The organism is Sphingobium salicis subsp. salicis (assembly GCF_049472635.1).
Classification (GTDB): Bacteria; Pseudomonadota; Alphaproteobacteria; order Sphingomonadales; family Sphingomonadaceae; genus Sphingobium; species Sphingobium yanoikuyae_A.
Genome location: NZ_JAYRCS010000001.1, coordinates 3,518,286 through 3,537,116 on the forward strand (window position 1 = coordinate 3,518,286; position 18,831 = coordinate 3,537,116).

The 18,831-nt window shown below is 65.4% G+C and carries 23 protein-coding genes; 7 read left to right on the top strand and 16 right to left on the bottom strand.

Features of this window, described 5'->3' with window-relative positions:
- Window positions 1–5: 5 nt before the first annotated feature.
- The 5 genes from VHN57_RS16905 to VHN57_RS16925 all read right to left on the bottom strand — a co-directional run bounded on the left by VHN57_RS16905 (window position 6) and on the right by VHN57_RS16925 (window position 3,793).
- The gene (locus VHN57_RS16905) at window positions 6–1,025 is read right to left on the bottom strand and encodes a fatty acid desaturase family protein (protein ID WP_037521183.1); all 1,020 of its coding nucleotides are present in this window, start codon (window positions 1,023–1,025) and stop codon (window positions 6–8) included.
- A gap of 268 nt (window positions 1,026–1,293) precedes the next feature.
- Window positions 1,294–2,202 carry a LysR substrate-binding domain-containing protein gene (locus VHN57_RS16910; protein ID WP_037521184.1) on the bottom strand — a complete coding sequence of 303 codons (909 nt, stop codon included), beginning with the start codon at window positions 2,200–2,202 and terminating at the stop codon, window positions 1,294–1,296.
- 86 nt (window positions 2,203–2,288) lie between these two features.
- Entirely contained in the window at window positions 2,289–2,540 is a 252-nt protein-coding gene (locus tag VHN57_RS16915; RefSeq protein ID WP_247594339.1) for a hypothetical protein, read from the bottom strand.
- Window positions 2,530–2,895, bottom strand: a complete 366-nt coding sequence (locus VHN57_RS16920; RefSeq protein ID WP_278988694.1) for a hypothetical protein — start codon at window positions 2,893–2,895, stop codon at window positions 2,530–2,532. The genes VHN57_RS16915 and VHN57_RS16920 overlap by 11 nt, the downstream gene beginning before the upstream one ends.
- Before the next feature lie 151 nt (window positions 2,896–3,046).
- On the bottom strand, window positions 3,047–3,793 hold the full coding sequence (locus VHN57_RS16925; RefSeq protein ID WP_423284641.1) for a hypothetical protein: 747 nt from the start codon (window positions 3,791–3,793) through the stop codon (window positions 3,047–3,049).
- 162 nt (window positions 3,794–3,955) lie between these two features.
- Between VHN57_RS16925 and VHN57_RS16930 the strand changes: the two genes are divergently transcribed.
- Together VHN57_RS16930 and rarD are read left to right on the top strand one after the other, a co-directional pair.
- Complete coding sequence (locus tag VHN57_RS16930; RefSeq protein ID WP_423284643.1) at window positions 3,956–4,177, top strand: hypothetical protein; 222 nt, start codon at window positions 3,956–3,958, stop codon at window positions 4,175–4,177.
- Between the two features lie 2 nt (window positions 4,178–4,179).
- Window positions 4,180–5,076 (top strand): EamA family transporter RarD, encoded by an 897-nt coding sequence (rarD, locus tag VHN57_RS16935; protein WP_423286048.1) that lies wholly within the window; start codon window positions 4,180–4,182, stop codon window positions 5,074–5,076.
- A 76-nt stretch (window positions 5,077–5,152) separates the two neighbouring features.
- Here the strand turns inward: rarD and VHN57_RS16940 are convergent, their stop codons facing one another.
- Complete coding sequence (locus VHN57_RS16940; RefSeq protein ID WP_125985291.1) at window positions 5,153–6,484, bottom strand: dihydroorotase; 1,332 nt, start codon at window positions 6,482–6,484, stop codon at window positions 5,153–5,155.
- A gap of 69 nt (window positions 6,485–6,553) precedes the next feature.
- Between VHN57_RS16940 and ygfZ the strand changes: the two genes are divergently transcribed.
- Together ygfZ and VHN57_RS16950 are read left to right on the top strand one after the other, a co-directional pair.
- The gene (gene ygfZ / locus VHN57_RS16945) at window positions 6,554–7,291 is read left to right on the top strand and encodes a CAF17-like 4Fe-4S cluster assembly/insertion protein YgfZ (protein ID WP_278988728.1); all 738 of its coding nucleotides are present in this window, start codon (window positions 6,554–6,556) and stop codon (window positions 7,289–7,291) included.
- A complete protein-coding gene (locus tag VHN57_RS16950; protein ID WP_278987478.1) occupies window positions 7,288–8,034 on the top strand; it encodes a glutaminyl-peptide cyclotransferase in 747 nt (248 codons plus the stop codon). The genes ygfZ and VHN57_RS16950 overlap by 4 nt, the downstream gene beginning before the upstream one ends.
- 15 nt (window positions 8,035–8,049) lie before the next feature.
- Here VHN57_RS16950 and VHN57_RS16955 read toward each other — a convergent pair whose 3' ends face one another.
- The 10 genes from VHN57_RS16955 to coxB form a co-directional block, all read right to left on the bottom strand.
- Complete coding sequence (locus tag VHN57_RS16955; RefSeq protein ID WP_278987471.1) at window positions 8,050–8,919, bottom strand: class I SAM-dependent methyltransferase; 870 nt, start codon at window positions 8,917–8,919, stop codon at window positions 8,050–8,052.
- Between the two features lie 53 nt (window positions 8,920–8,972).
- Window positions 8,973–10,373 carry a threonine synthase gene (thrC, locus tag VHN57_RS16960; RefSeq protein ID WP_278987472.1) on the bottom strand — a complete coding sequence of 467 codons (1,401 nt, stop codon included), beginning with the start codon at window positions 10,371–10,373 and terminating at the stop codon, window positions 8,973–8,975.
- A 44-nt stretch (window positions 10,374–10,417) separates the two neighbouring features.
- A complete protein-coding gene (locus VHN57_RS16965; protein ID WP_278987473.1) occupies window positions 10,418–11,059 on the bottom strand; it encodes an SURF1 family protein in 642 nt (213 codons plus the stop codon).
- Window positions 11,056–11,439 (bottom strand): DUF983 domain-containing protein, encoded by a 384-nt coding sequence (locus tag VHN57_RS16970; RefSeq protein WP_278987475.1) that lies wholly within the window; start codon window positions 11,437–11,439, stop codon window positions 11,056–11,058. The genes VHN57_RS16965 and VHN57_RS16970 overlap by 4 nt, the downstream gene beginning before the upstream one ends.
- A gap of 10 nt (window positions 11,440–11,449) precedes the next feature.
- The gene (locus VHN57_RS16975) at window positions 11,450–12,280 is read right to left on the bottom strand and encodes a cytochrome c oxidase subunit 3 (RefSeq protein ID WP_004208605.1); all 831 of its coding nucleotides are present in this window, start codon (window positions 12,278–12,280) and stop codon (window positions 11,450–11,452) included.
- 44 nt (window positions 12,281–12,324) lie between these two features.
- A complete protein-coding gene (locus VHN57_RS16980; RefSeq protein ID WP_004208606.1) occupies window positions 12,325–12,900 on the bottom strand; it encodes a cytochrome c oxidase assembly protein in 576 nt (191 codons plus the stop codon).
- Entirely contained in the window at window positions 12,900–13,037 is a 138-nt protein-coding gene (locus VHN57_RS16985; RefSeq protein ID WP_010339616.1) for a hypothetical protein, read from the bottom strand. Before VHN57_RS16985 ends, VHN57_RS16980 begins: the two co-directional genes overlap by 1 nt.
- On the bottom strand, window positions 13,034–13,954 hold the full coding sequence (locus tag VHN57_RS16990; RefSeq protein WP_026108937.1) for a heme o synthase: 921 nt from the start codon (window positions 13,952–13,954) through the stop codon (window positions 13,034–13,036). The genes VHN57_RS16985 and VHN57_RS16990 overlap by 4 nt, the downstream gene beginning before the upstream one ends.
- Before the next feature lie 132 nt (window positions 13,955–14,086).
- Window positions 14,087–15,766, bottom strand: a complete 1,680-nt coding sequence (gene ctaD / locus VHN57_RS16995) for a cytochrome c oxidase subunit I (protein WP_004208609.1) — start codon at window positions 15,764–15,766, stop codon at window positions 14,087–14,089.
- A gap of 14 nt (window positions 15,767–15,780) precedes the next feature.
- Window positions 15,781–16,788 (bottom strand): cytochrome c oxidase subunit II, encoded by a 1,008-nt coding sequence (gene coxB, locus VHN57_RS17000; RefSeq protein WP_004208610.1) that lies wholly within the window; start codon window positions 16,786–16,788, stop codon window positions 15,781–15,783.
- 284 nt (window positions 16,789–17,072) lie between these two features.
- Here coxB and pyrE point away from each other — a divergent pair, with 284 nt between their 5' ends.
- Genes pyrE through acpS form a run of 3 tightly spaced genes read left to right on the top strand, consistent with a single transcriptional unit; the run spans window position 17,073 to window position 18,796 of the window.
- Window positions 17,073–17,654 (top strand): orotate phosphoribosyltransferase, encoded by a 582-nt coding sequence (gene pyrE / locus VHN57_RS17005; protein WP_004208611.1) that lies wholly within the window; start codon window positions 17,073–17,075, stop codon window positions 17,652–17,654.
- A 1-nt stretch (window position 17,655) separates the two neighbouring features.
- On the top strand, window positions 17,656–18,387 hold the full coding sequence (locus VHN57_RS17010) for a pyridoxine 5'-phosphate synthase (protein ID WP_099231678.1): 732 nt from the start codon (window positions 17,656–17,658) through the stop codon (window positions 18,385–18,387).
- A gap of 7 nt (window positions 18,388–18,394) precedes the next feature.
- On the top strand, window positions 18,395–18,796 hold the full coding sequence (acpS, locus tag VHN57_RS17015) for a holo-ACP synthase (protein WP_004208613.1): 402 nt from the start codon (window positions 18,395–18,397) through the stop codon (window positions 18,794–18,796).
- The last annotated feature ends 35 nt before the right edge of the window (window positions 18,797–18,831 follow it).

Here is an 18,831-nt window from a genome sequence, read left to right on the forward strand (position 1 = left end):
TCGGGTTACGGATTCGCCTCGACCGGAACCTGCTGCCGATCGGGACCACTGACCGCGGGCGGTGGCATCAGTTCCCGGATCACCCCCCAATAGCCCTGCGTAACGTGCGCATCGCGCGCATAGAGCGGATCGGACGCCATCAGATGCCGGTGCAAGCGGCGCAGATTATGCCAGGGCACCGACGGGAACAGATGATGTTCCAGATGATAGCTGACATTGAGCGGCCCGATCAGGATCCGGTCGATCAGGGTCGGGATAACGGTGCGCGTGCCGCGTATTTCCGTCTCGTCCGTGACGCCATTATGCTCCGCCATCGCCCGCAACCGGTTGAACACATTGGCCCAGATGAACTGGGGAATCATGAACAGCCCCAATATCTGCCAGCGCCAGGGCGACCACAGGATCGCGCCATAGACCAGCACCGCCCAGACGATGTAGCGGACGCGCAGCGCCAGCCGGAAATCGAAGCCGAAGCGCATCGGATTGTGGAAATTGGACAAGGGCGACCAGATTCGTGCCGCCCGCGCCGCCCGATAATAGTTCAGGCCGGACAGGCTGCGCAGCAGCAGCACGACCATGGCGCGCCCGCTTTTCGGGAAATGCTGGTCGGCATCCTTGCGCTGCACCCGATAATCATAGTCGCGCATCGTGTTGGTATGGCGATGATGCACCATATGGGCGACACGGTAGAGATCGATGCTCAGCGCGAGCGGATAGGCAACGAACAGGTCGCCGATCAGGTCGTTGACGCGCCGGTTGCTGAACAGCATCCCGTGACAGGCCTCATGCATCATCACCGCCAGAACCTGAATCCGCGTGCCGATGACGATGCCGGCGATCAGATAGGCCGGCCAGCGATCGGCCCGGATCGCGATCACGCAGGCGGCGATCATCACCGCCCATTGCAGCGCCAGCAGCAGCGCGTTGCGCCAGTTGGGCACGACCGACAATTGCCGGATCAACGGCAGGGTCGCACGCCGCGAATAGCGGTATCCGGCGCCACGTTCCTGGACATTTTCTTCCATGGAACCCAGTCTCCGAACGCTCCACCAAATTTGGCCCCAATGCTATGATCGGGACAAACAAGCGTCAAGCATCGTGCCGGGCGCCCCTCTTTCCCATCAGCATTAACGGCTTGTTAGGCGCATGGCCGCAGAAGGATCGCTTCCAATCGGTGGGGATCGATGATGGTTGATATTGTTTTCGAATTTTCGGCGCACATGCTGGCGCTCGGGCTGATCGTCGGCGGGCTGTACAGCCTGACCAAGGAAGCCGGCTTGCGCTGACGGCCATTCAGGCCAGCGGGCCGCTCGTCAGCGACGGAAAACTTTCCGCGACATAGTCGATGAACGCGCGCAGGGTCGGCGACATGCCGGTGCGCGCGGTGAAGAGGACGTGGACGATGCCCTCGCTGGTCCGCCAGTCGGGCAGGACATGCACCAGCCGTCCCTGTTGCAGCTCGACCGAACAGGCCGCTGACGACAGCAGCGCCACGCCCAGCCCGGCCACCGCCGCATCGCGCACCGTCGCTGAATCATTGCTGCAGAATCGGGGATGATGGGCGACGACATGCTGTCGCCCCTGCCCGTTCATCAACAGCCACTCATCATGTTCGACATGCTCGCCCACGCTCAGCGTCGGCAGGTCGGCAAGGCTGGCGATGGTCGTTGCCGCGACCTGCGCCGCCACCGCCGGCGCGGCAACCAATATGCGGTCCAGCCGTCCCAATTGATGCATCGTCAGCGCCTGATCATGCACGGTGTCGATATCCACGCGAAAGGCGGCATCGAACCGTTCCTGGATCAGGTCGATCCGCTGGCTGCTGATATGCATTTCCAGATGCACGTCGGGATAGAGCAGCAGGAACCGGGCAAAGACGTCGGTGCGCAGATAACGGGCCAGCCCCGGCGGGCAGGCGATGCGCAGATTGCCGCTGATCTGCGACCGGGCACGCGCGGCGATCGCCTGGGTGGCGTCGATCCCCTCGGCGATCATCTCGCACTGGCGATAGATTTCGCGGCCGACATCGGTCACGCGCAGATTGCGGGTCGATCGCTCGATCAGGCGGACACCCAGCACCTGTTCCAGCCGCGCAACCCGGCGACTGAGCTTCGCCTTGCGTTCGCCGGTGGCACGTTCCGCCGCGCTGAAGCCGCCATGGCGCACGACCTGGGCAAAGCTGCGCAAATCATCCAGATCCATGGCGCCGTCCCGTCCGCTCTCCTGCCGCGTCGGACCGGTGCTACACGCTCCGCCCGGCTGGCGCCAGCCGGGCGCGGCATCCACGATCACCGCGCCTGACCGCTGACCATCATCGGCAGGAACAAGAGCGACGCGGCCACCGTCGCCACGAAGGATACCAGCAGATCATCGACCATGCCGTTGATGCCGCTGAACAGGACGATCTCCACGAACAGGATCAGGAAGAACAGCGCCAGCCGCGTGACGACGCGCGGGTGCGCCAGATGGAATGCGCGCAGCATCTCCAGCGCCTGCATCGGCTGCTGGCGCAACGCGCTGCCGGAAGGATCAGGCCGCACGGACCACCGCCCGCCGGGCATCCCCGGTCATGTAGAGCACGCGCAGCAGGTCGAGCTGCTCGCGCGAGAAACCCGCCGCATCGAACGCGTCCAGTTCCTCGCCGGTCAGCGACCGGCCGGTGCGCAGGATGATCGCGCTCTGGCGCAGCGTTTCCAGCCGCGGATTGGCCAGGGTGTAGATCGGCTCCGGACCGCGCAGGAAGCTGCGCAAGCGGCCGAGCGGCGCACGGACCGAAGGCACGGAACTGGCCGGATCGCTATCGGCCAGCCAGAGCACCTGGCGCTCCTGCGCGTCAAAGGGTTCGCCAACATTGTCATTGGCCGTATCGGCCCGGTTGAAGACGGAGTGTTGCATCGCCTTGATCCCACCTGTTGTTGCAGGGGATGTAGCGATGCACGGGTCGGGCTTGTAGCCGGCAAAAGGACGACAGATCGTTTCCGTTTTGGAAACAAAGCGCCCCAGTTCAGCAAAGGGGGCGAAGCCCCCTCCCCCTTGTCCGTCCCTTTTATCGACCGTGGTCGGCGATCATGTCGACGCCCGTCTTGCCGCCCGGCGCATTGGTGAAGACGATGAAATAGGCGCTGCCATCGGCCTTGCGCGTGCCGCCCAGCACATTGTCGCCCTCGACGATGCGATGTTCCGCATCGAAGCCGGCGCGGCGCGCCTGGGTATAATAATAGTCGATCACGCCCTGCTTGGGCACCGGCGTCACGAAGCTCGCCGCGCGCAGGGTGCAGCCGTCCTTCTCCGCGCCCGCCGCCTCGGTCAGCTGCGCGCCGGGATAGAGGGTGAAGGGATCGGGCATGCGGCTGGCCCATTGCATGCCATAGACCAGCTTCTTGGCGCAGCCGGCATTGCCGCCGCCGCCCAGTTGCGCCTGTTCGCGCGCCAGCCCGCCCAGCGTCATCGGACTGTTCTTGATCGGCCCGCTGACCGGCGCCGGGGCGGAGAGCAGCTTGCCACCGACCAGCTTGGCCGCTTCCGCCTGCGCCTTGCCGGCGTCGCCGCTCAGCACCGGCAGCGCGCCATTGGCGGCACGATCGGCGCTGCGCACGGCATTGCGGTTCGACTGGCCGACCAGATTGGGATCGACGACGATATCATCGGCCAACGCGCCCTTGACCGCCGGGTCCGCGGCATTGTTGGTCAACTGGTCGTCCAGCGCGGCAAGATTGCCGTCCTTGCCGCCCTTGCCACAGGCCGCGAGCGCCAGCAGCAACGCTATCACACCAACTTGTCTGGAAATCGCCATCCGCCTCGCTCCTTCATAACCCGGCACATAGAACGGATAGCGGGACTTTCCGTTCGCATTCAGGGTGCGTAGACGCCCCTACCCCATCGCAGGGCCAGTTTCTGCCGGGTGGCATGGTCGCTTGTCTTGTTCCGGGACAGCAAAGCCGCCATCAGTCGGACTATGCTCAACCTTCTGTCAGCCCTGATCGGTCTTGTCACCCTTGTCCTGATGATCCCGGCGGCGTTTCCGCTGCTCGGCGCGCTCAACTGGCTGCTGGTGCCGATGGCCCTGTTCGGCGCCTTCATCGGCCTGATGTCGTCGAAAAAGGGCGGGCAGAATTTCTGCCTGATCGTCGCCGCCTTCGGCGCGCTGCGCCTGTTCCTGGGCGGCGGCATCCTGTGACCATGGCGGAAAGCGAAGCCCGCAAGGGCGTCATCGCCGCGATCGGCACCTACAGCATCTGGGGGATGCTGCCGCTCTTCTTCCGCCTGCTGCATCATGTCGACCCGATCGAGATCGTGACCCAGCGGGTGATCTGGTCGGTCATCCTGATCCTGGTGCTGCTGGCCGCGCGCAAGGGGCTGGCCGCCTTCATAACCGCCTTGCGGACGCCCCGGCTGGTCCTGCCGCTGATGGCATCGGCGGTGATGATCGCGATCAACTGGCTGGTCTATGTCTGGGCGGTCAATGACGGCCATGTCGTCGCCTGCAGCCTGGGCTATTTCCTCAACCCGCTGGTCAGCGTAGGCCTCGGCGTCGTCATACTCAAGGAAAGGCTGCGGCGCGGACAGATGCTGGCGATCGCGATCGCCGCCATCGGCGTCGCCATCCTCGCCGCCGCTGCGCTCACCACCTTGTGGATCAGCCTGGCGCTGGCGATCAGCTTCGCCCTTTATGGCCTGATCCGCAAGCTCACCCCGGTCGCGCCGATGACCGGCCTGGGGGTCGAGACGCTGCTGCTCGTCGCGCCCGCGATCGGCTACCTGATCTGGCTGGCGGGCCATGGCGGCATCAGCTTTGGCCAGGACGTGCCGACCACCGGCCTGTTGATCCTGGCCGGCGGCGTCACCACCGTGCCGCTGGTGCTGTTCGCCACCGCCGCCCAGCGCCTGCCGCTGGCGACGCTGGGGCTGCTGCAATATCTGGCGCCGACGCTGCAATTCCTGTGCGGCGTGGTGCTGCTGGGCGAGACGCTGAGCCAGGGCCAGATGCTGAGCTTCGGCCTGATCTGGCTGGGCCTCATCCTCTTCGCCAGCGACAGCTATGCCGCCGCCCGCCGCAACCGGCTGGCCACGGCATAAGCGCCGCATCCCCACCCGGCCGCCCAGCCATACTACCCTGATGAGCAGCCGAATGGGCGTGTCGGCCTGATCCCGATCAGTTGAATTCGGTGGCCTCGAACCGGACGGGCTCGCCGACCGCCTGATTGGCGAGGCTGTCTTCCCACATCACGCGGTTGCCGCGGATGATGGTGCCGATCGCCTTGCCGGTCAGGTCCATGCCGTCGAACGGCGACCAGTCGCAGCGCGAGGCGAGCCAATCCTTGCCGACGGTCCATTTCTTCTTGAGGTCGACCACGGTGAAGTCGGCATCATAGCCGAGCGCGATGCGGCCCTTGCAGGTGAGGCCGAACACGCGCTGCGGCCCCGACGAGGTCAGTTCGATGAAGCGGCGCAGCGTCAGCCGCCCTTCGGCGACATGGTTGAGCAGCAGCGGCACCAGCGTCTGCACGCCCGGCATGCCGCTGGGCGAGGCGGGATAGACCTTCGCCTTTTCCTCGATCGTGTGCGGCGCATGGTCGCTGCCCAGCACGTCGGGCACGCCCTGGTTGAGCCAGAACCACAGGCCGTCGCGATGCGCCGCGCTGCGGATCGGCGGGTTCATCTGGGCATAGGTGCCCAGACGCGGATAGGCGTCCTCGCCGGCCAGGGTCAGATGCTGCGGCGTGACTTCGCAGGTCGCGACATCCTTGTTCTGGCCGATATATTCCAGCTCCGCCGGGGTGGTGACGTGCAGGATGTGGATGCGGCGACGCGCCTTGCGGGCGAGCGCGATGATCCGCTTCGTCGCGATCATCGCGCTTTCATCGTCGCGCCAGACGGGGTGGGAGGATGGGTCGCCCTCGACCCGATAATCCTTGCGCGCGTTCATGCGCGTCTCATCCTCGGCATGGATGGCGACGCGGCGGGTGCCCGACGCCAGCACGCGGGCCAGCGCATTGTCATCATCGACCAGCAGGCTGCCGGTCGATGCGCCCATGAAGATCTTGACGCCCGAGGTGCCGGGAATGCGCTCCAGTTCCTTCAGCTGCTCGGCATTTTCCGCCGTCGCGCCGACATAGAAGGCATGGTCGCACCACATGCGGTGATGGGCGCGCTTCAGCTTGTCATGCACCCGCTCGGCGGTGTCGGTATTGGGATTGGTGTTGGGCATTTCGAACACGGCGGTGACGCCGCCCAGCACCGCGGCGCGACTGCCCGATTCCAGATCCTCCTTATATTCCAGCCCCGGCTCGCGGAAATGCACCTGGCTGTCGATGCAGCCGGGCAGCACGTCGAGGCCGGTACAGTCGACCACTTCGCCCGCATCGCCCAGGCTGGTGCCGATGGCGACGATCTTGCCGCCGCGCACGCCCACATCCACCTGCTCCGCGCCGCCCGGCGTATGGACGGTGCCGTTCTTGAGGATCATGTCGAAGGTCTGGGTCATGGCGATATTCCTGTCTGCTGTTCGCGCGAACCGCTTGGCGAAGTCGTGCCGCCGTCCTACCTAAAGCCGATGACCGATACCACCCTTACCGACCGCGCGGTGCTGCGCATTTCCGGCGAAGAGGCGCGTCCCTTCCTGCAGGGGCTGCTGACCCGCGACGTGCTGACGCTGAAAGACGGCGAAGCGCGCTGGACCGCGCTGCTGACGCCGCAGGGCAAGGCGCTGTTCGACTTCATCCTGTGGGGCGACGACGGCGATATATTGATCGATTGCGAGGCGGCGCAGGCCGATGCACTGGCCAAGCGGCTGACCATTTACCGGCTGCGGCGCAAAGTCGTGATCGCGAGCGACGAGTCGCTGGCGGTGCATTGGGCGATCGATGCCGCCGACAAGCCCCGCGACCCGCGCCTGCCAGAATTGGGCGCGCGCTGGCTGGCGTCGGCGAGCGATGGCGACGCCTCCGCCGCCTTCCGCGCGCATCGGCTGTCGCTCGGTGTGTTCGAGGGCGCGGCGGAACTGGGGCAGGACCAGACGCTGTGGCTCGAAACCAATGCCGAGGAACTGCACGGCGTCGATTATGACAAGGGCTGCTATGTCGGTCAGGAAAACACGGCCCGCATGCATTATCGCAACAAGGTGAACCGGCGACTGGTTGCCGTACCGCTGGAGCAGGCCGACGAGAAGCGCCAGCGCGCCGCCCTGCCCGACCTTGGCCTGTCGATCGAGCTGCAACGGGTGGAGGCAATCGATCCCGCCACCCTGCCCGCCTGGCTCGCCACCGCGATCGCCGCGCAGGCCGCCGAATGAGGCCATGGCTGCTGGCGCTCGCCTGCGCCCTCACCCTGGCTATGCCGGCGCGGGCGGAAACGCCCTGGACACTGGTCAAGGCTTATCCGCATGACCCGGCGGCCTTCACCGAGGGTCTCTTCTACCTCGACGGCGCGCTCTATGAGAGCACCGGCCTCGAAGGCCAGTCGGAGATTCGCAAGGTCGCGCTCAAGACCGGCAAGGTCGAGCAGCGCCGCGTGGTCGAGCAGCCCTATTTCGGCGAGGGCATCGTCAACTGGGGCGACAAGCTGGTCAGCCTGACCTGGCGCCACCGCCAGGGCTTCGTCTGGAAGCTGGACGATTTCTCGCCGCTCTCCACCTTTCGCTATGAAGGCGAAGGCTGGGGCCTGACCCAGGATGGCCGGTCGATCATCATGAGCGACGGCAGCGCGCAACTGCGCTTCCTCGACCCCGAGACACTGACCGAACAGCGCCGCATCACCGTCACCTGGAACGGCCGCGCGGTCGATCGGCTGAACGAACTGGAATGGGTCAAGGGCGAGATCTGGGCCAATGTCTGGTACGACACGAAGATCGCCCGGATCGACCCGCGTAGCGGCGGCGTGATCGACTGGATCGACGTCGCCCCGCTGCGCAAGCAGGCCGGCGTCACCGACAGCGAAGCCGTCGCCAACGGCATCGCCTATGACGCCAAGAGCGACCGCGTCTTCATCACCGGCAAGAACTGGCCCAAATTGTTCGAAATCAAGGTCGGGAAGTAAGGCGACGATCCCGTCTTACCGTTTCCAGCGTGCCCAGATGGCGGTGGGGAGCAGCAGGCCGCGGGCTTCCTCGCGCACGGTCAGTTCGCCCGCCTCGACCTCGCCGGGCAGGTCGGCAAAGGCCTGGCGCAGCAATTCGCCGATCGCCAGCGCCGACATGCGCACCGCATAGACGGTGAGGAACAGGAAGCGGCTGTCGGCGTCGAGCAACTGGCGGCAATTGGCGATCAGGCCGGGCAGATCCTCCTCCAGCCGCCAGACTTCGCCGTCGGGGCCGCGGCCATATTTGGGCGGGTCGAGCAATATGCCGTCATAGCGGCGGCCGCGCCGCACTTCGCGCGCGACGAACTTGGCCGCATCCTCGACGATCCAGCGGATCGGCCGGTCGCCCATGCCCGACAGGTCAGCGTTCGCCCGCGCCTGCGCCACCGATTTCTTCGACGCATCGACATGGACCATGCGCGCGCCGGCCGCCGACATGCCCAGCGTGCCGACGCCGGTATAGCCGAACAGGTTCATCACCTCGGCCTCGGGCTTGCCGGCCGTGCTGGCGCGCATGAAGTCCCACACCGGCGCCATGTCGGGGAAGAAGCCGAGATGGCGGAAGGGGGTGCAGCTCGACTGGAAGGTCACTTCCTTCCAGTGCAGCGGCCAGCCTTCGGCCGGGACCGGCTTGTCATAATACCAGCGGCCGCCACCATCCTCGTCAGAGCCGGGGATGAATTCGCCGTCGGCGCGCCAATCTTCGGTCGCCGGCGCCCACATCGCCTGCGGTTCGGGGCGGATGAAGCGGAAACGGCCATAGCGTTCGAGCTTGCGGCCGTTGCCCGAGTCGATCAGGCCATAGTCGGACCAGGGTTCGCCGATGAGAGTCTTGAGTTCCATGGGGGCCTCATCGTCTCTTGCGCCGCTCCTGTCGAGAGGGGATCAACCCGCGATCAGTCGCGCGGCGTCGCCCGCTCCGCGACATAGGCGGTCACCGCCTCGAACGTGCCGGGCAGCTTGGCATAGCTTTCCTCGCGCGCGAACAGGTCGCCGACCCGTGCGGGCAGCGGCGGCCGCGTGCCGGTCGCGCGCTCCACCGCGTCGCGGAACTTGGCGGCATGGGCGGTCGCCAGCGTCACCACGGGGATCGACGGGTCGATGTCCGCCTCACGCGCGGCGGCGAGGCCAATGGCACTGTGCGGATCGATCACCTGGCCGGCGGCGTCGAACGCCCAGCGCATCGCCATGGTCATGCCATCGGCATCGATCCGGGCGGAGGTGAACAGGTTGGCCGCGCCCTCGCGCTGCGCGTTGGTGAGGCGCATCGCCTTGCTCGCCTCGAAACCCTGCATCTGCTGGGCGAGCGCGATGCCGTCACGGCCGCCGGCATCGAACAGCAGCCGCTCGAAATTGGAGCTGACCTGGATGTCCATGCTGGGCGTCGCGGTCGGCACGACCTGGCCCTGGCTATAGTCGCCCTCCGACAGGGCGCGGTGCAATATGTCGTTGACGTTGGTGGCGACCACCAGCCTGGCGACCGGCAGACCCATTTTCGACGCGACATAGCCGGCGAAGACATCGCCGAAATTGCCGGTCGGCACCGAGAAGGCGATCGGGCGATCGGGCGCGCCCAGCCGCACGGCGGCGTAGAAATAATAGACGACCTGCGCCATCAGCCGAGCCCAGTTGATGCTGTTCACCGCCGACAGGTTGAAACGCTTCTTGAAGTCCGCGTCGTTGAACATGCGCTTCACCAGCGCCTGCGCATCGTCGAAGCTGCCGTCGATCGCGATGTTATACACGTTCGGCGCCAGCACCGTGGTCATCTGGCGGCGCTGCACGTCGGACACGCGGCCCTCGGGATGCAGCATGAAGATGTCGACCTTTTCGCGACCAGCCACCGCGTCGATCGCGGCCGAACCGGTGTCGCCCGAAGTCGCGCCGACGATGGTCAGATGGTCGTCGCGGCGCGACAGGAAGCGCTCGAACAGCTGGCCGAGCAGCTGGAGCGCGACATCCTTGAACGCCAAGGTCGGACCGTGGAACAGCTCCAGCATCCAGTGGCGATTGTCGAGCTGGACCAGCGGCGTCACCGCGTCATGGCTGAACCGGCCATAGGCGGCGGTGCAGAGGTCACGCAGTTCCTCTTCGTTCAGCGATCCGGCGACGAACGGCGCCATGACGCGCAAGGCGGTTTCGACATAGGAGAGGCCGGCGAGCGCGCGAATGTCGGCAGCGGAAAATTGCGGCCAGCTCTCCGGCACATAAAGCCCACCGTCGGACGCCAGGCCCGCCAGCGTGACATCTTCAAAACCGAGCGCCGGTGCGCTTCCCCTGGTGCTGACATATTGCATAATGGGAAAGCGCGGTAGCGACGCGGGCGCGCCGGGGCAAGCCTTTACGACGGCTTTGGCGGCTCCGCATTGCGTCGGCGCAGGACCAGCAGATAGATTATTGCCGCCAGCGCGGCAAAAATGAACCATTGCACCGCATAGGCGAGATGATTGTTGGGCACGTCGGCGGTGCTGGGCGGCGCCATGGGTTTCAGGCCCGGCGGCGCGGCGCGCGCAATCAGCATCGGCCGCAGCGGCATGGTCCTGCCGCCGGCGCGCGACAGGAGCGAGCGATGATCGGGCTCCTGCGAAATCCAGCCCTCGACCTGTCCGCCGGTCCAGGCCGGCTTGTCATCCGGCTTCTGGCCGACGCCGACCGCGACCAGCGCGCCCGGCCCTTCCGCGCCGGTCGTGCATTGGGCGATATGGCGATAGCCGGTCGATCCGTCGGCGGCGCGCCCGGCCTCCACCTGCCAGCCGACGACGCGCAGGCAATGGACCGAGGATGGGCGGAACAGAAGTTCATCGGGCACCGGCGGCATTTTGGGGAAGGCGACGGCCGGGCGCGACACATTGCTGGCCGCCAGCGCCAGCATGGTTTCCTTCTCGCCCCGGCGCTGCAACTGCCAGATGCCGAGCGCGATCATGACTACGATCGCGACACAAACCAGCAGGGTCGGGACAATCGGGATGCGCCGTCCGCTCATGCGTCCTTCTTCTCCACCACCCGCCCCTCGCGAGCATTTTTGCGATATTCGACCGTCAGCAGCGCGCCCTTGGCGATGCGCAGGCTGCCGACCACGGCGCCGGCGGTCAGCGGCGCCCACAGCAGCAGGTGCAACCACAGCGGCGGATGGACGGTCAGTTCCAGGGTCAGCGCCAGCGCGACCATGACCGCGCCGATGATCAGCGTCAGGAAAGCCGCCGGACCGTCGCCGACATTATATTGGCCATAGTCCAGCCCGCACTGGCGACAGGCCGACGCAAAACGCACCGGCCCATCAAACAGGGTCGGTGCGCTGCAACGGGGGCAAAGGCCGCGGGCGGAGGCCGCAAGCAGGTCCATGCCTGTCGCCTTCGCCGTCATGCTTGAATCATCAGCCGCCGTGGATCGGCGCGCCCCAGCCGCCCCAGACATAGATGGCGGCGAACAGGAACAGCCACACCACGTCGACGAAATGCCAGTACCAGGCGGCCGCTTCAAAGCCGAAATGCTGGCGCGGGGTGAAGTCGCCCTTATAGGCGCGGATCAGGTTCACCACCAGGAAGATGGTGCCGACCAGCACATGGAAGCCATGGAAGCCGGTCGCCATGTAGAAGGCCGAGCTATAGGGCGAACCGCCGAACGGGAACGGCGCGTGCATATATTCATAGGCCTGGATGCAGCTGAACAGCGCGCCCAGGATCACCGTACACCACAGGCCCTTCTTCAGCCCTTCGCGATCGCCGTGGATCAGCGCATGATGCGCCCAGGTAACGGTAGTGCCCGAGCAGAGCAGGATCAGCGTGTTGAGCAAGGGCAGCTCGAACGCGTTCATCACCTCGATGCCCTTGGAGGGGAACATGCCCTCGATCGGCGCCAGTTCGCTGGGGAAGAGGGAGAAGTCGAAAAAGGCCCAGAACCAGCCGACGAAGAACATGACTTCCGACGCGATGAACAGGATCATGCCATAGCGCAGATGCAGCTGGACCACCGGCGTATGATCGCCGGCATGCGCCTCGGCGATCACATTGCTCCACCAGCTGAACATGGTGAAGAGGACACCGGCCACACCGATCAGGAAGATCCAGCCACCGCCGGCGGGCATCGCGTCGGGATGCATCCACATGATCGCGCCCATCGCCATCACCAGCGCCGACATCGAGCCGAACAGCGGCCAGATGCTGGGCGGAAGGATATGATAATCGTGGTTCTTGGCGCCTGCCATGACGGTTTCTACCTCTTCCCTGTTTTTCGGTTATTCTCGTCAGCTTAGCTTGGCTGCTTCCCCTGCTCAACAGGATAGAAGGTGTAGCTGAGCGTTATCTGCTGCGTGTCCTTGTTGTCGGGATCCTGCAATATCTTGGGATCGACATAATAGATCACCGGCATGCGCACTTCTTCACCGGGCTGCAGCGTCTGCTGGGTGAAGCAGAAACACTGGATCTTGGTGAAATAGGCGCCGGCCTGGGTCGGCGTGACGTTGAAGCTGGCGGTGCCGGTCACCGGCTTGTCGGACAGGTTCTTGGCAATGAAAATCGCCATGTCGCGGGCGCCCACGGTCACCGTGTCGGTGCGATGTTCAGGCCGAAATTCCCAGGGCATGCCGGGCTGGACATTGGAATCGAAGCGGATCGACATGGTCCGCCCGGCCACCGGGGTCAGCTTCACATCGGCCGCCGCGCGCTGGGTCGTGCCGCCGAAACCGGTGGTCTGGCAGAAGATGCGATAGAGCGGAACCGAGGCGAAACCGAGGGCAAGCATCGCCAGGCCGATGCCCGCCATCGCCACCAGCGTCCGCCGGTTGCGGCGGTCGCGGTCAAAGGGCGAGGGCGGGAGCGAGGCCATCAGATATTATGGCTCGCGCCGATCTTCGCCAAAGTGATGGCGAAGAAGAGGATGGCGAGGAAGCCGAGCAGCAGCCCGGTCACCAGCGCACGGGACTTTTGCCGCGCGCGCACCTGATCCTGATCTTCCGGACTCATGCCAGCAGCCAGCGGTCGACGACCACTGCCCCGAACAGCAGGAAGAGATAGAGGATCGAATATTTGAACAGCCGCTTTTCCGGCGCCATGCGCGCGGGGTCGGTTTCGCGGCGCAGATAGACCTGGAAGGCCATGGCCGCGAAGATCGCGGTGCCGACCAGCGCCGCCGTGCCATAAATCGCGCCGGTCAGGTGCAGCGCGACCGGGGCGAGCGCGGCAACCGCCATGATGAAGGTGTAGAAGAGGATCTGGCGCCGGGTCACGACCTCGCCCGAAACGACCGGCAGCATCGGAATGCCGGCGGCGGCATAATCGGTCTTCACGAACAGCGCGAGCGCCCAGAAATGGGGCGGCGTCCAGAAGAAGATCAGCATGAACAGCGCGATCGGCAGCGCGGTGATGTCGCCCGTCACCGCCGCCCAGCCGATCACCGGCGGAAAGGCGCCGGCCGCGCCGCCGATGACGATATTCTGCGCCGTCCGGGGCTTCAGCCAGATGGTGTAGATGAAGACATAGAAGAGGATCGAGACGGTCAGCACGGCGGCGGCGAGCCAGTTGGTCGCCATCCCCATCAGGATCACCGAGAAGAAGGACAGGCCGACGCCGAAATGCAGCGCCGTCTGCCGTTCCATCCGCCCGGCGGGCAGCGGCCGGCTGGCGGTGCGCTTCATCTTGGCGTCGATATCGGCTTCCCACCACTGGTTGAGCGCGGCGGCCGCGCCGGCGCCCAGCGCGATGCACAATATCGCGGTAAAGCCCAGCACCGGATGGATATGACCGGGCGCGGCGAGCAGCCCGCACAGGCCCGTGAACACCACAAGCGTCATCACGCGCGGCTTGGTCAGCGCGACGAAATCGCGCCAATGAGCGGGCAGGACGGGGGCATTAGCCCCGGACGAAAGCGGCGAACTGGCCATAAACTCCTCTTCGATCAGCCGGCGCCCCATACAGGCCCTGACCGATTCCGGCAAATGGACAGACGGTCCTACCCTTCTGTCCTGCCGCAGGGGGACGGAGTGCCCGGTCCAGGCCGGGCACCCGCATGGCGATCAGTCGATGACCGGCAGGGTCTCGAACTGGTGATAGGGCGGCGGGCTGGTCAGCGTCCATTCCAGCGTCGTCGCGCCTTCGCCCCAGGGATTGCCCTCGGCGCGTCTGCCGGCGAACAGCGACCAGAAGACATTGACCAGGAAGATCAGCACGCCGACCGCCATGATCTCATAGCCGTGGGTCGCGATCTTGTTCCAATAGGCGAACGCCTCGGGATAGTCGGGATAACGGCGCGGCATGCCGCTCAGGCCCAGGAAGTGCATCGGGAAGAACAGCAGGTTCACGCCGATGAAGAAGACCCAGAAATGGAGCTGGCCCAGCACTTCATTATACATGCGCCCCGTCATTTTCGGGAACCAGTAATAGAAGCCCGCGAACAGCGAGAAGACCGCGCCCAGCGACAGGACATAGTGGAAGTGCGCGACCACATAATAGGTGTCGTGCAGCACGTCGTCGACGCCGCCATTGGCCAGCACCACGCCGGTCACCCCGCCCACGGTGAAGAGGAAGATGAAACCCAGCGCCCAGACCATCGGCGTCTTGAAGCTGATCGACCCGCCCCAGATGGTGGCGATCCACGAGAAGATCTTGATGCCCGTGGGGACGGCGATGACCATCGTCGCGGCGGTGAAATACATCTTCACATTCACCGACATGCCGGTGGTGAACATGTGGTGCGCCCAGACGACGAAGCCGACCACGCCGATCGCGACCATGGCATAGGCCATGCCGAGATAGCCGAACACCGGCTTGCGGCTGAAGGTCGAGACGATCTGGCTGACGATGCCGAAGCCCGGCAGGATCATGATATAGACTTCGGGATGGCCGAAGAACCAGAAGAGATGCTGGTAGAGTTCGGGATCGCCGCCACCGGCCGCATCATAGAAGGTGGTGCCGAAATTGCGATCGGTCAGCAGCATGGTGATCGCCGCGGCCAGCACCGGCAGCGCCAGCAACAGCAGGAAGGCGGTGACCAGCACCGACCAGACGAACAGCGGCATCTTGTGCAGGGTCATGCCCGGCGCACGCATGTTGAGGATGGTGGTGATGAAGTTGATCGCGCCCAGGATCGAGCTAGCGCCGGCGATGTGCAGCGACAGGATCGCCATGTCGACGGCCGGGCCGGCCGACCCGCTGGTCGACAGTGGCGCATAGACGGTCCAGCCGGTGCCCGCGCCATTGCCGGTGCCGCCGGGCACGAAGGTGGAGCCAAGCAGCAGTAGGAAGGCGGGGATGAGCAGCCAGAAGCTGATATTGTTCATCCGCGGGAAGGCCATGTCCGGCGCGCCGATCATGATCGGCACGAACCAATTGCCAAAGCCGCCGATGATCGCGGGCATCACCATGAAGAAGACCATGATCAGGCCATGGGCGGTGATCAGCACGTTCCACAGATGATAGGCCTGGTCCAGCGTCGCGGCGGGACCGTCGCTCCACTGCGCCCAGATATGCAGGAACTGGATGCCCGGCTCGCGCAATTCCATGCGCATCAGGCCGGAAATGGCGCCGCCGATCAGGCCGGCCATGATCGCGAAGATCAGATAGAGGGTGCCGATGTCCTTGTGGTTGGTGGACATGAACCAGCGCTGGAAGAAGGCCGGCTTGTGGTCGGCATCATGATGATCATGGGCATGGTCGCCATGATGATCGCCATGATGGTCGGCGGTGATGGTGGTCATGACGTTCCTACCCCTCAGATCTTCTTTTCGGCAGTAGCGGCAGCGGCTTCAGCCGTCTTCTCCGCCGCTGCGCCCTTCAGCGTGCCGCCCTGCGACTGGACCCACTGGTCGAACTGGGCCGGGGGCAGCGCCTCGATCGCAATCGGCATGAAGCCGTGGCGCGCGCCGCACAGTTCCGAACATTGGCCATAATAGACGCCCGGCTTCTCGATGGTGAAGCTCTTCTCGTTCAGGCGTCCGGGCACGGCGTCCATCTTCACCCAGAGCGAAGGCACGGCAAAGCTGTGGATCACGTCGGCGCCGGTGATGATCAGCTTGACCGGACGACCGACCGGCAGGACCAGGCGATTGTCGGGCGCGAGCAGATAGGGCTCGCCATTTTCCTTCGCCTTGTCCTCGGGCAGCATGTTCGACACGAATTCGGGGATGCCGTTGTCGGGATATTCATAGCCCCAATACCATTGATAGCCGGTGACCTTCACGGTCAGCGCATCCTTGGGCGCGGGCTTGTACTGGTCGGCCAGCAGGCCGATCGAGGGAATCGCGATCACCAGCAGGATGAGGACCGGAACCAGCGTCCACACCACTTCGATGACGGTGTTGTGGGAGGTCTTGGACGGCACCGGGTTGGCGGAGCGGCGATAGCGCACCATCACATAGAGCATCAGCAGCAGCACGAAGACCGAGATGATGGTGATGAGCGGCAGCAGCATCTTGTCGTGCAGCCAGCGCGCGGTGTGGCCGGTGGAGGTGAACTGCTCCTGCAGCGTGATCTCGCCGGGCTTGGGCATGCCGATGCCTTCGGTCGGCTTCATCCGCGGCGGCGCGGCGACCTTGGCGGCGGGCGCGGCTTCGGCCGCAGGGGCCGTCGCATTGTCGGGTGATTCGGTCGATATAGCTGCATTGTCAGCAGCGGGGGCGGCAGCGGCGGCATTCTCCTGCGCCAATGCCATCGGGCTCATCACCGTTGCCGGCGCCATTGCCAGCAAGCCGGCCAGAATGAGCGATCTCACCTTTTTCATAGCCTCATCTACCCCTAACCCCTTGTTGCCGCTGCAACGGGAACGTCCACTTTCGCGTCGTGCCCGCCCGTTCGGTCTATGTGGCGGCTTATAGGCAACGAATTTTTCTGCCTCAAGTCAGTGTGGACCAGATTTTCTTCGCTGTTGCAACGCCTCCCGCTCCCGCCTATCTCGCACCTCGCGCACAGGTGCGCGATCATGGGCATGTCATGCCCGTGCGATATGGGCGGGCCGGGCGCCGTTTTTGCGCGACCTCCCGCAACGGAATAGTGGAACAGGGCGGAATGACCGACGAAGAAGTATTGGCAGAATTCCGGGCAGCAGGTGCGCTGCTCGAAGGACATTTCATCCTGTCGTCGGGCCGCCGCAGCGCCAATTACCTGCAGTGCGCCCGCGTGCTGATGAATGCCGAACGCGCCGGCAAGCTGGCCCGCGCCACCGTGCAGCAGCTGCCGCGCGAGCTGCGCCAGGAGATCGACCTGGTCGTGTCGCCCGCCATGGGCGGCCTGATCATCGGCCATGAAGTCGGCCGCGCGCTCGACAAGGATGCGGTGTTCCTGGAACGGCCCGAGGGCGTGTTCGAACTGCGCCGCGGCTTTGCCATATCGCCGGGGCAGAAAGTGCTGATGGTGGAAGACGTCGTCACCACCGGCCTGTCCTCGCGCCAGGCGATCGAAGCGGTCGAGCGCGAAGGCGGCATCGTCGTCGCCGAAGTGGCGCTGGTCGATCGTTCGGCCGGCGAAGTGGACTTGGGCGTCCCCTTCTACCCGCTCGTGAGCATCAATTTCCCGGTCTATGACGCCGATCAGCTGCCGCCCGAACTGGAAGCGGTGCCGGCGATCAAGCCCGGCAGCCGGAAGCAGTAAGATGGCCGCCGTTCCGCTGCGCCTGGGGGTCAATATCGACCATGTGGCGACGATCCGCAACGCGCGGGGCGGCGAACATCCCGATCCGGTCAAGGCCGCGCTGCTGGCGGTGAAAGCCGGCGCCAACGGCATCACCGCGCATCTGCGCGAGGATCGCCGCCATATCCGCGACGAGGATATCGCGATGCTGATGGCGGCGCTCGACGTGCCGCTGAACCTGGAAATGGCGGCGACGCAGGAAATGCTGGGCATCGCCCTCAAGCACAAGCCGCATGCCGCATGCATCGTGCCGGAAAAGCGCGAGGAGCGCACGACCGAGGGCGGCCTGGACGCCGCCGGCCAGATCGCGGTGCTGCGCCCGATCGTCGCCGCACTCACCGAGGCCGGCATCCGCGTCAGCCTGTTCATCGAGGCCGACGCCGCCCAGATCGAGGCAGCGATCCAACTCGGCGCGCCCGTGGTCGAATTTCACACCGGCGCCTATGCCCATCTGACCGGCGAGGCCCGCGCGGTCGAGCTGCGCCGCATTGCCGACGCCGCCGCGCTCGCCGCCAAGAACGGCATCGAGCCGCATGCCGGCCATGGCCTCACCTTCGACAATGTCGCGCCGATCGCCGCCATCCCGCAGATCGCCGAACTCAATATCGGTCATTTCCTGATCGGCGAGGCGATCTTCGGCGGGCTGGAAGCCAGCATCCGCGAAATGCGGCGCCAGATGGACCTGGCGCGGTGACTGCCGCATGATCATCGGCCTCGGCTCCGACCTCTGCAATATCGAGCGGATCCAGAATTCGCTCGACCGCTTCGGGGACCGGTTCGTCCAGCGCGTCTTCACCGATGTCGAACAGGCCAAGGCGGAACGCCGGCCGTTTACCAAAGCCGGCACGCTGGCCAAGCGCTTCGCCGCCAAGGAGGCCTTTTCCAAGGCGGTCGGCACCGGCTTCAAGGCCGGGGTCTTCATGAAGGATATCGGCGTCGTCAACGCGCCCAGCGGCGCGCCCACGCTGGCGCTGACCGGCGGCGCGGCACAGCGGCTGGCATCGATGGTGCCGGCGGGCTACAAGCCGGTCATTCACCTGACGCTCACGGACGATCATCCATGGGCGCAGGCCTTCGTCATCATCGAGGCGCTGCCGCTTTGAGCGGGCCGCCCTCCCCATCCGAGCATAGCCCTTCC

What these genes read in the sequence shown, in the direction of transcription:
- VHN57_RS16905 (WP_037521183.1), bottom strand. Translation starts at nt 1,025, where the DNA reads ATGGAAGAAAATGTCCAGGAACGTGGCGCCGGATACCGCTATTCGCGG.
- VHN57_RS16910 (WP_037521184.1), bottom strand. Translation starts at nt 2,202, where the DNA reads ATGGATCTGGATGATTTGCGCAGCTTTGCCCAGGTCGTGCGCCATGGC.
- VHN57_RS16920 (WP_278988694.1), bottom strand. Translation starts at nt 2,895, where the DNA reads ATGCAACACTCCGTCTTCAACCGGGCCGATACGGCCAATGACAATGTT.
- VHN57_RS16925 (WP_423284641.1), bottom strand. Translation starts at nt 3,793, where the DNA reads ATGGCGATTTCCAGACAAGTTGGTGTGATAGCGTTGCTGCTGGCGCTC.
- VHN57_RS16930 (WP_423284643.1), top strand. Translation starts at nt 3,956, where the DNA reads ATGCTCAACCTTCTGTCAGCCCTGATCGGTCTTGTCACCCTTGTCCTG.
- rarD (WP_423286048.1), top strand. Translation starts at nt 4,180, where the DNA reads ATGGCGGAAAGCGAAGCCCGCAAGGGCGTCATCGCCGCGATCGGCACC.
- VHN57_RS16940 (WP_125985291.1), bottom strand. Translation starts at nt 6,484, where the DNA reads ATGACCCAGACCTTCGACATGATCCTCAAGAACGGCACCGTCCATACG.
- ygfZ (WP_278988728.1), top strand. Translation starts at nt 6,554, where the DNA reads ATGACCGATACCACCCTTACCGACCGCGCGGTGCTGCGCATTTCCGGC.
- VHN57_RS16950 (WP_278987478.1), top strand. Translation starts at nt 7,288, where the DNA reads ATGAGGCCATGGCTGCTGGCGCTCGCCTGCGCCCTCACCCTGGCTATG.
- VHN57_RS16955 (WP_278987471.1), bottom strand. Translation starts at nt 8,919, where the DNA reads ATGGAACTCAAGACTCTCATCGGCGAACCCTGGTCCGACTATGGCCTG.
- thrC (WP_278987472.1), bottom strand. Translation starts at nt 10,373, where the DNA reads ATGCAATATGTCAGCACCAGGGGAAGCGCACCGGCGCTCGGTTTTGAA.
- VHN57_RS16965 (WP_278987473.1), bottom strand. Translation starts at nt 11,059, where the DNA reads ATGAGCGGACGGCGCATCCCGATTGTCCCGACCCTGCTGGTTTGTGTC.
- VHN57_RS16970 (WP_278987475.1), bottom strand. Translation starts at nt 11,439, where the DNA reads ATGACGGCGAAGGCGACAGGCATGGACCTGCTTGCGGCCTCCGCCCGC.
- VHN57_RS16975 (WP_004208605.1), bottom strand. Translation starts at nt 12,280, where the DNA reads ATGGCAGGCGCCAAGAACCACGATTATCATATCCTTCCGCCCAGCATC.
- VHN57_RS16980 (WP_004208606.1), bottom strand. Translation starts at nt 12,900, where the DNA reads ATGGCCTCGCTCCCGCCCTCGCCCTTTGACCGCGACCGCCGCAACCGG.
- VHN57_RS16985 (WP_010339616.1), bottom strand. Translation starts at nt 13,037, where the DNA reads ATGAGTCCGGAAGATCAGGATCAGGTGCGCGCGCGGCAAAAGTCCCGT.
- VHN57_RS16990 (WP_026108937.1), bottom strand. Translation starts at nt 13,954, where the DNA reads ATGGCCAGTTCGCCGCTTTCGTCCGGGGCTAATGCCCCCGTCCTGCCC.
- ctaD (WP_004208609.1), bottom strand. Translation starts at nt 15,766, where the DNA reads ATGACCACCATCACCGCCGACCATCATGGCGATCATCATGGCGACCAT.
- coxB (WP_004208610.1), bottom strand. Translation starts at nt 16,788, where the DNA reads ATGAAAAAGGTGAGATCGCTCATTCTGGCCGGCTTGCTGGCAATGGCG.
- pyrE (WP_004208611.1), top strand. Translation starts at nt 17,073, where the DNA reads ATGACCGACGAAGAAGTATTGGCAGAATTCCGGGCAGCAGGTGCGCTG.
- VHN57_RS17010 (WP_099231678.1), top strand. Translation starts at nt 17,656, where the DNA reads ATGGCCGCCGTTCCGCTGCGCCTGGGGGTCAATATCGACCATGTGGCG.
- acpS (WP_004208613.1), top strand. Translation starts at nt 18,395, where the DNA reads ATGATCATCGGCCTCGGCTCCGACCTCTGCAATATCGAGCGGATCCAG.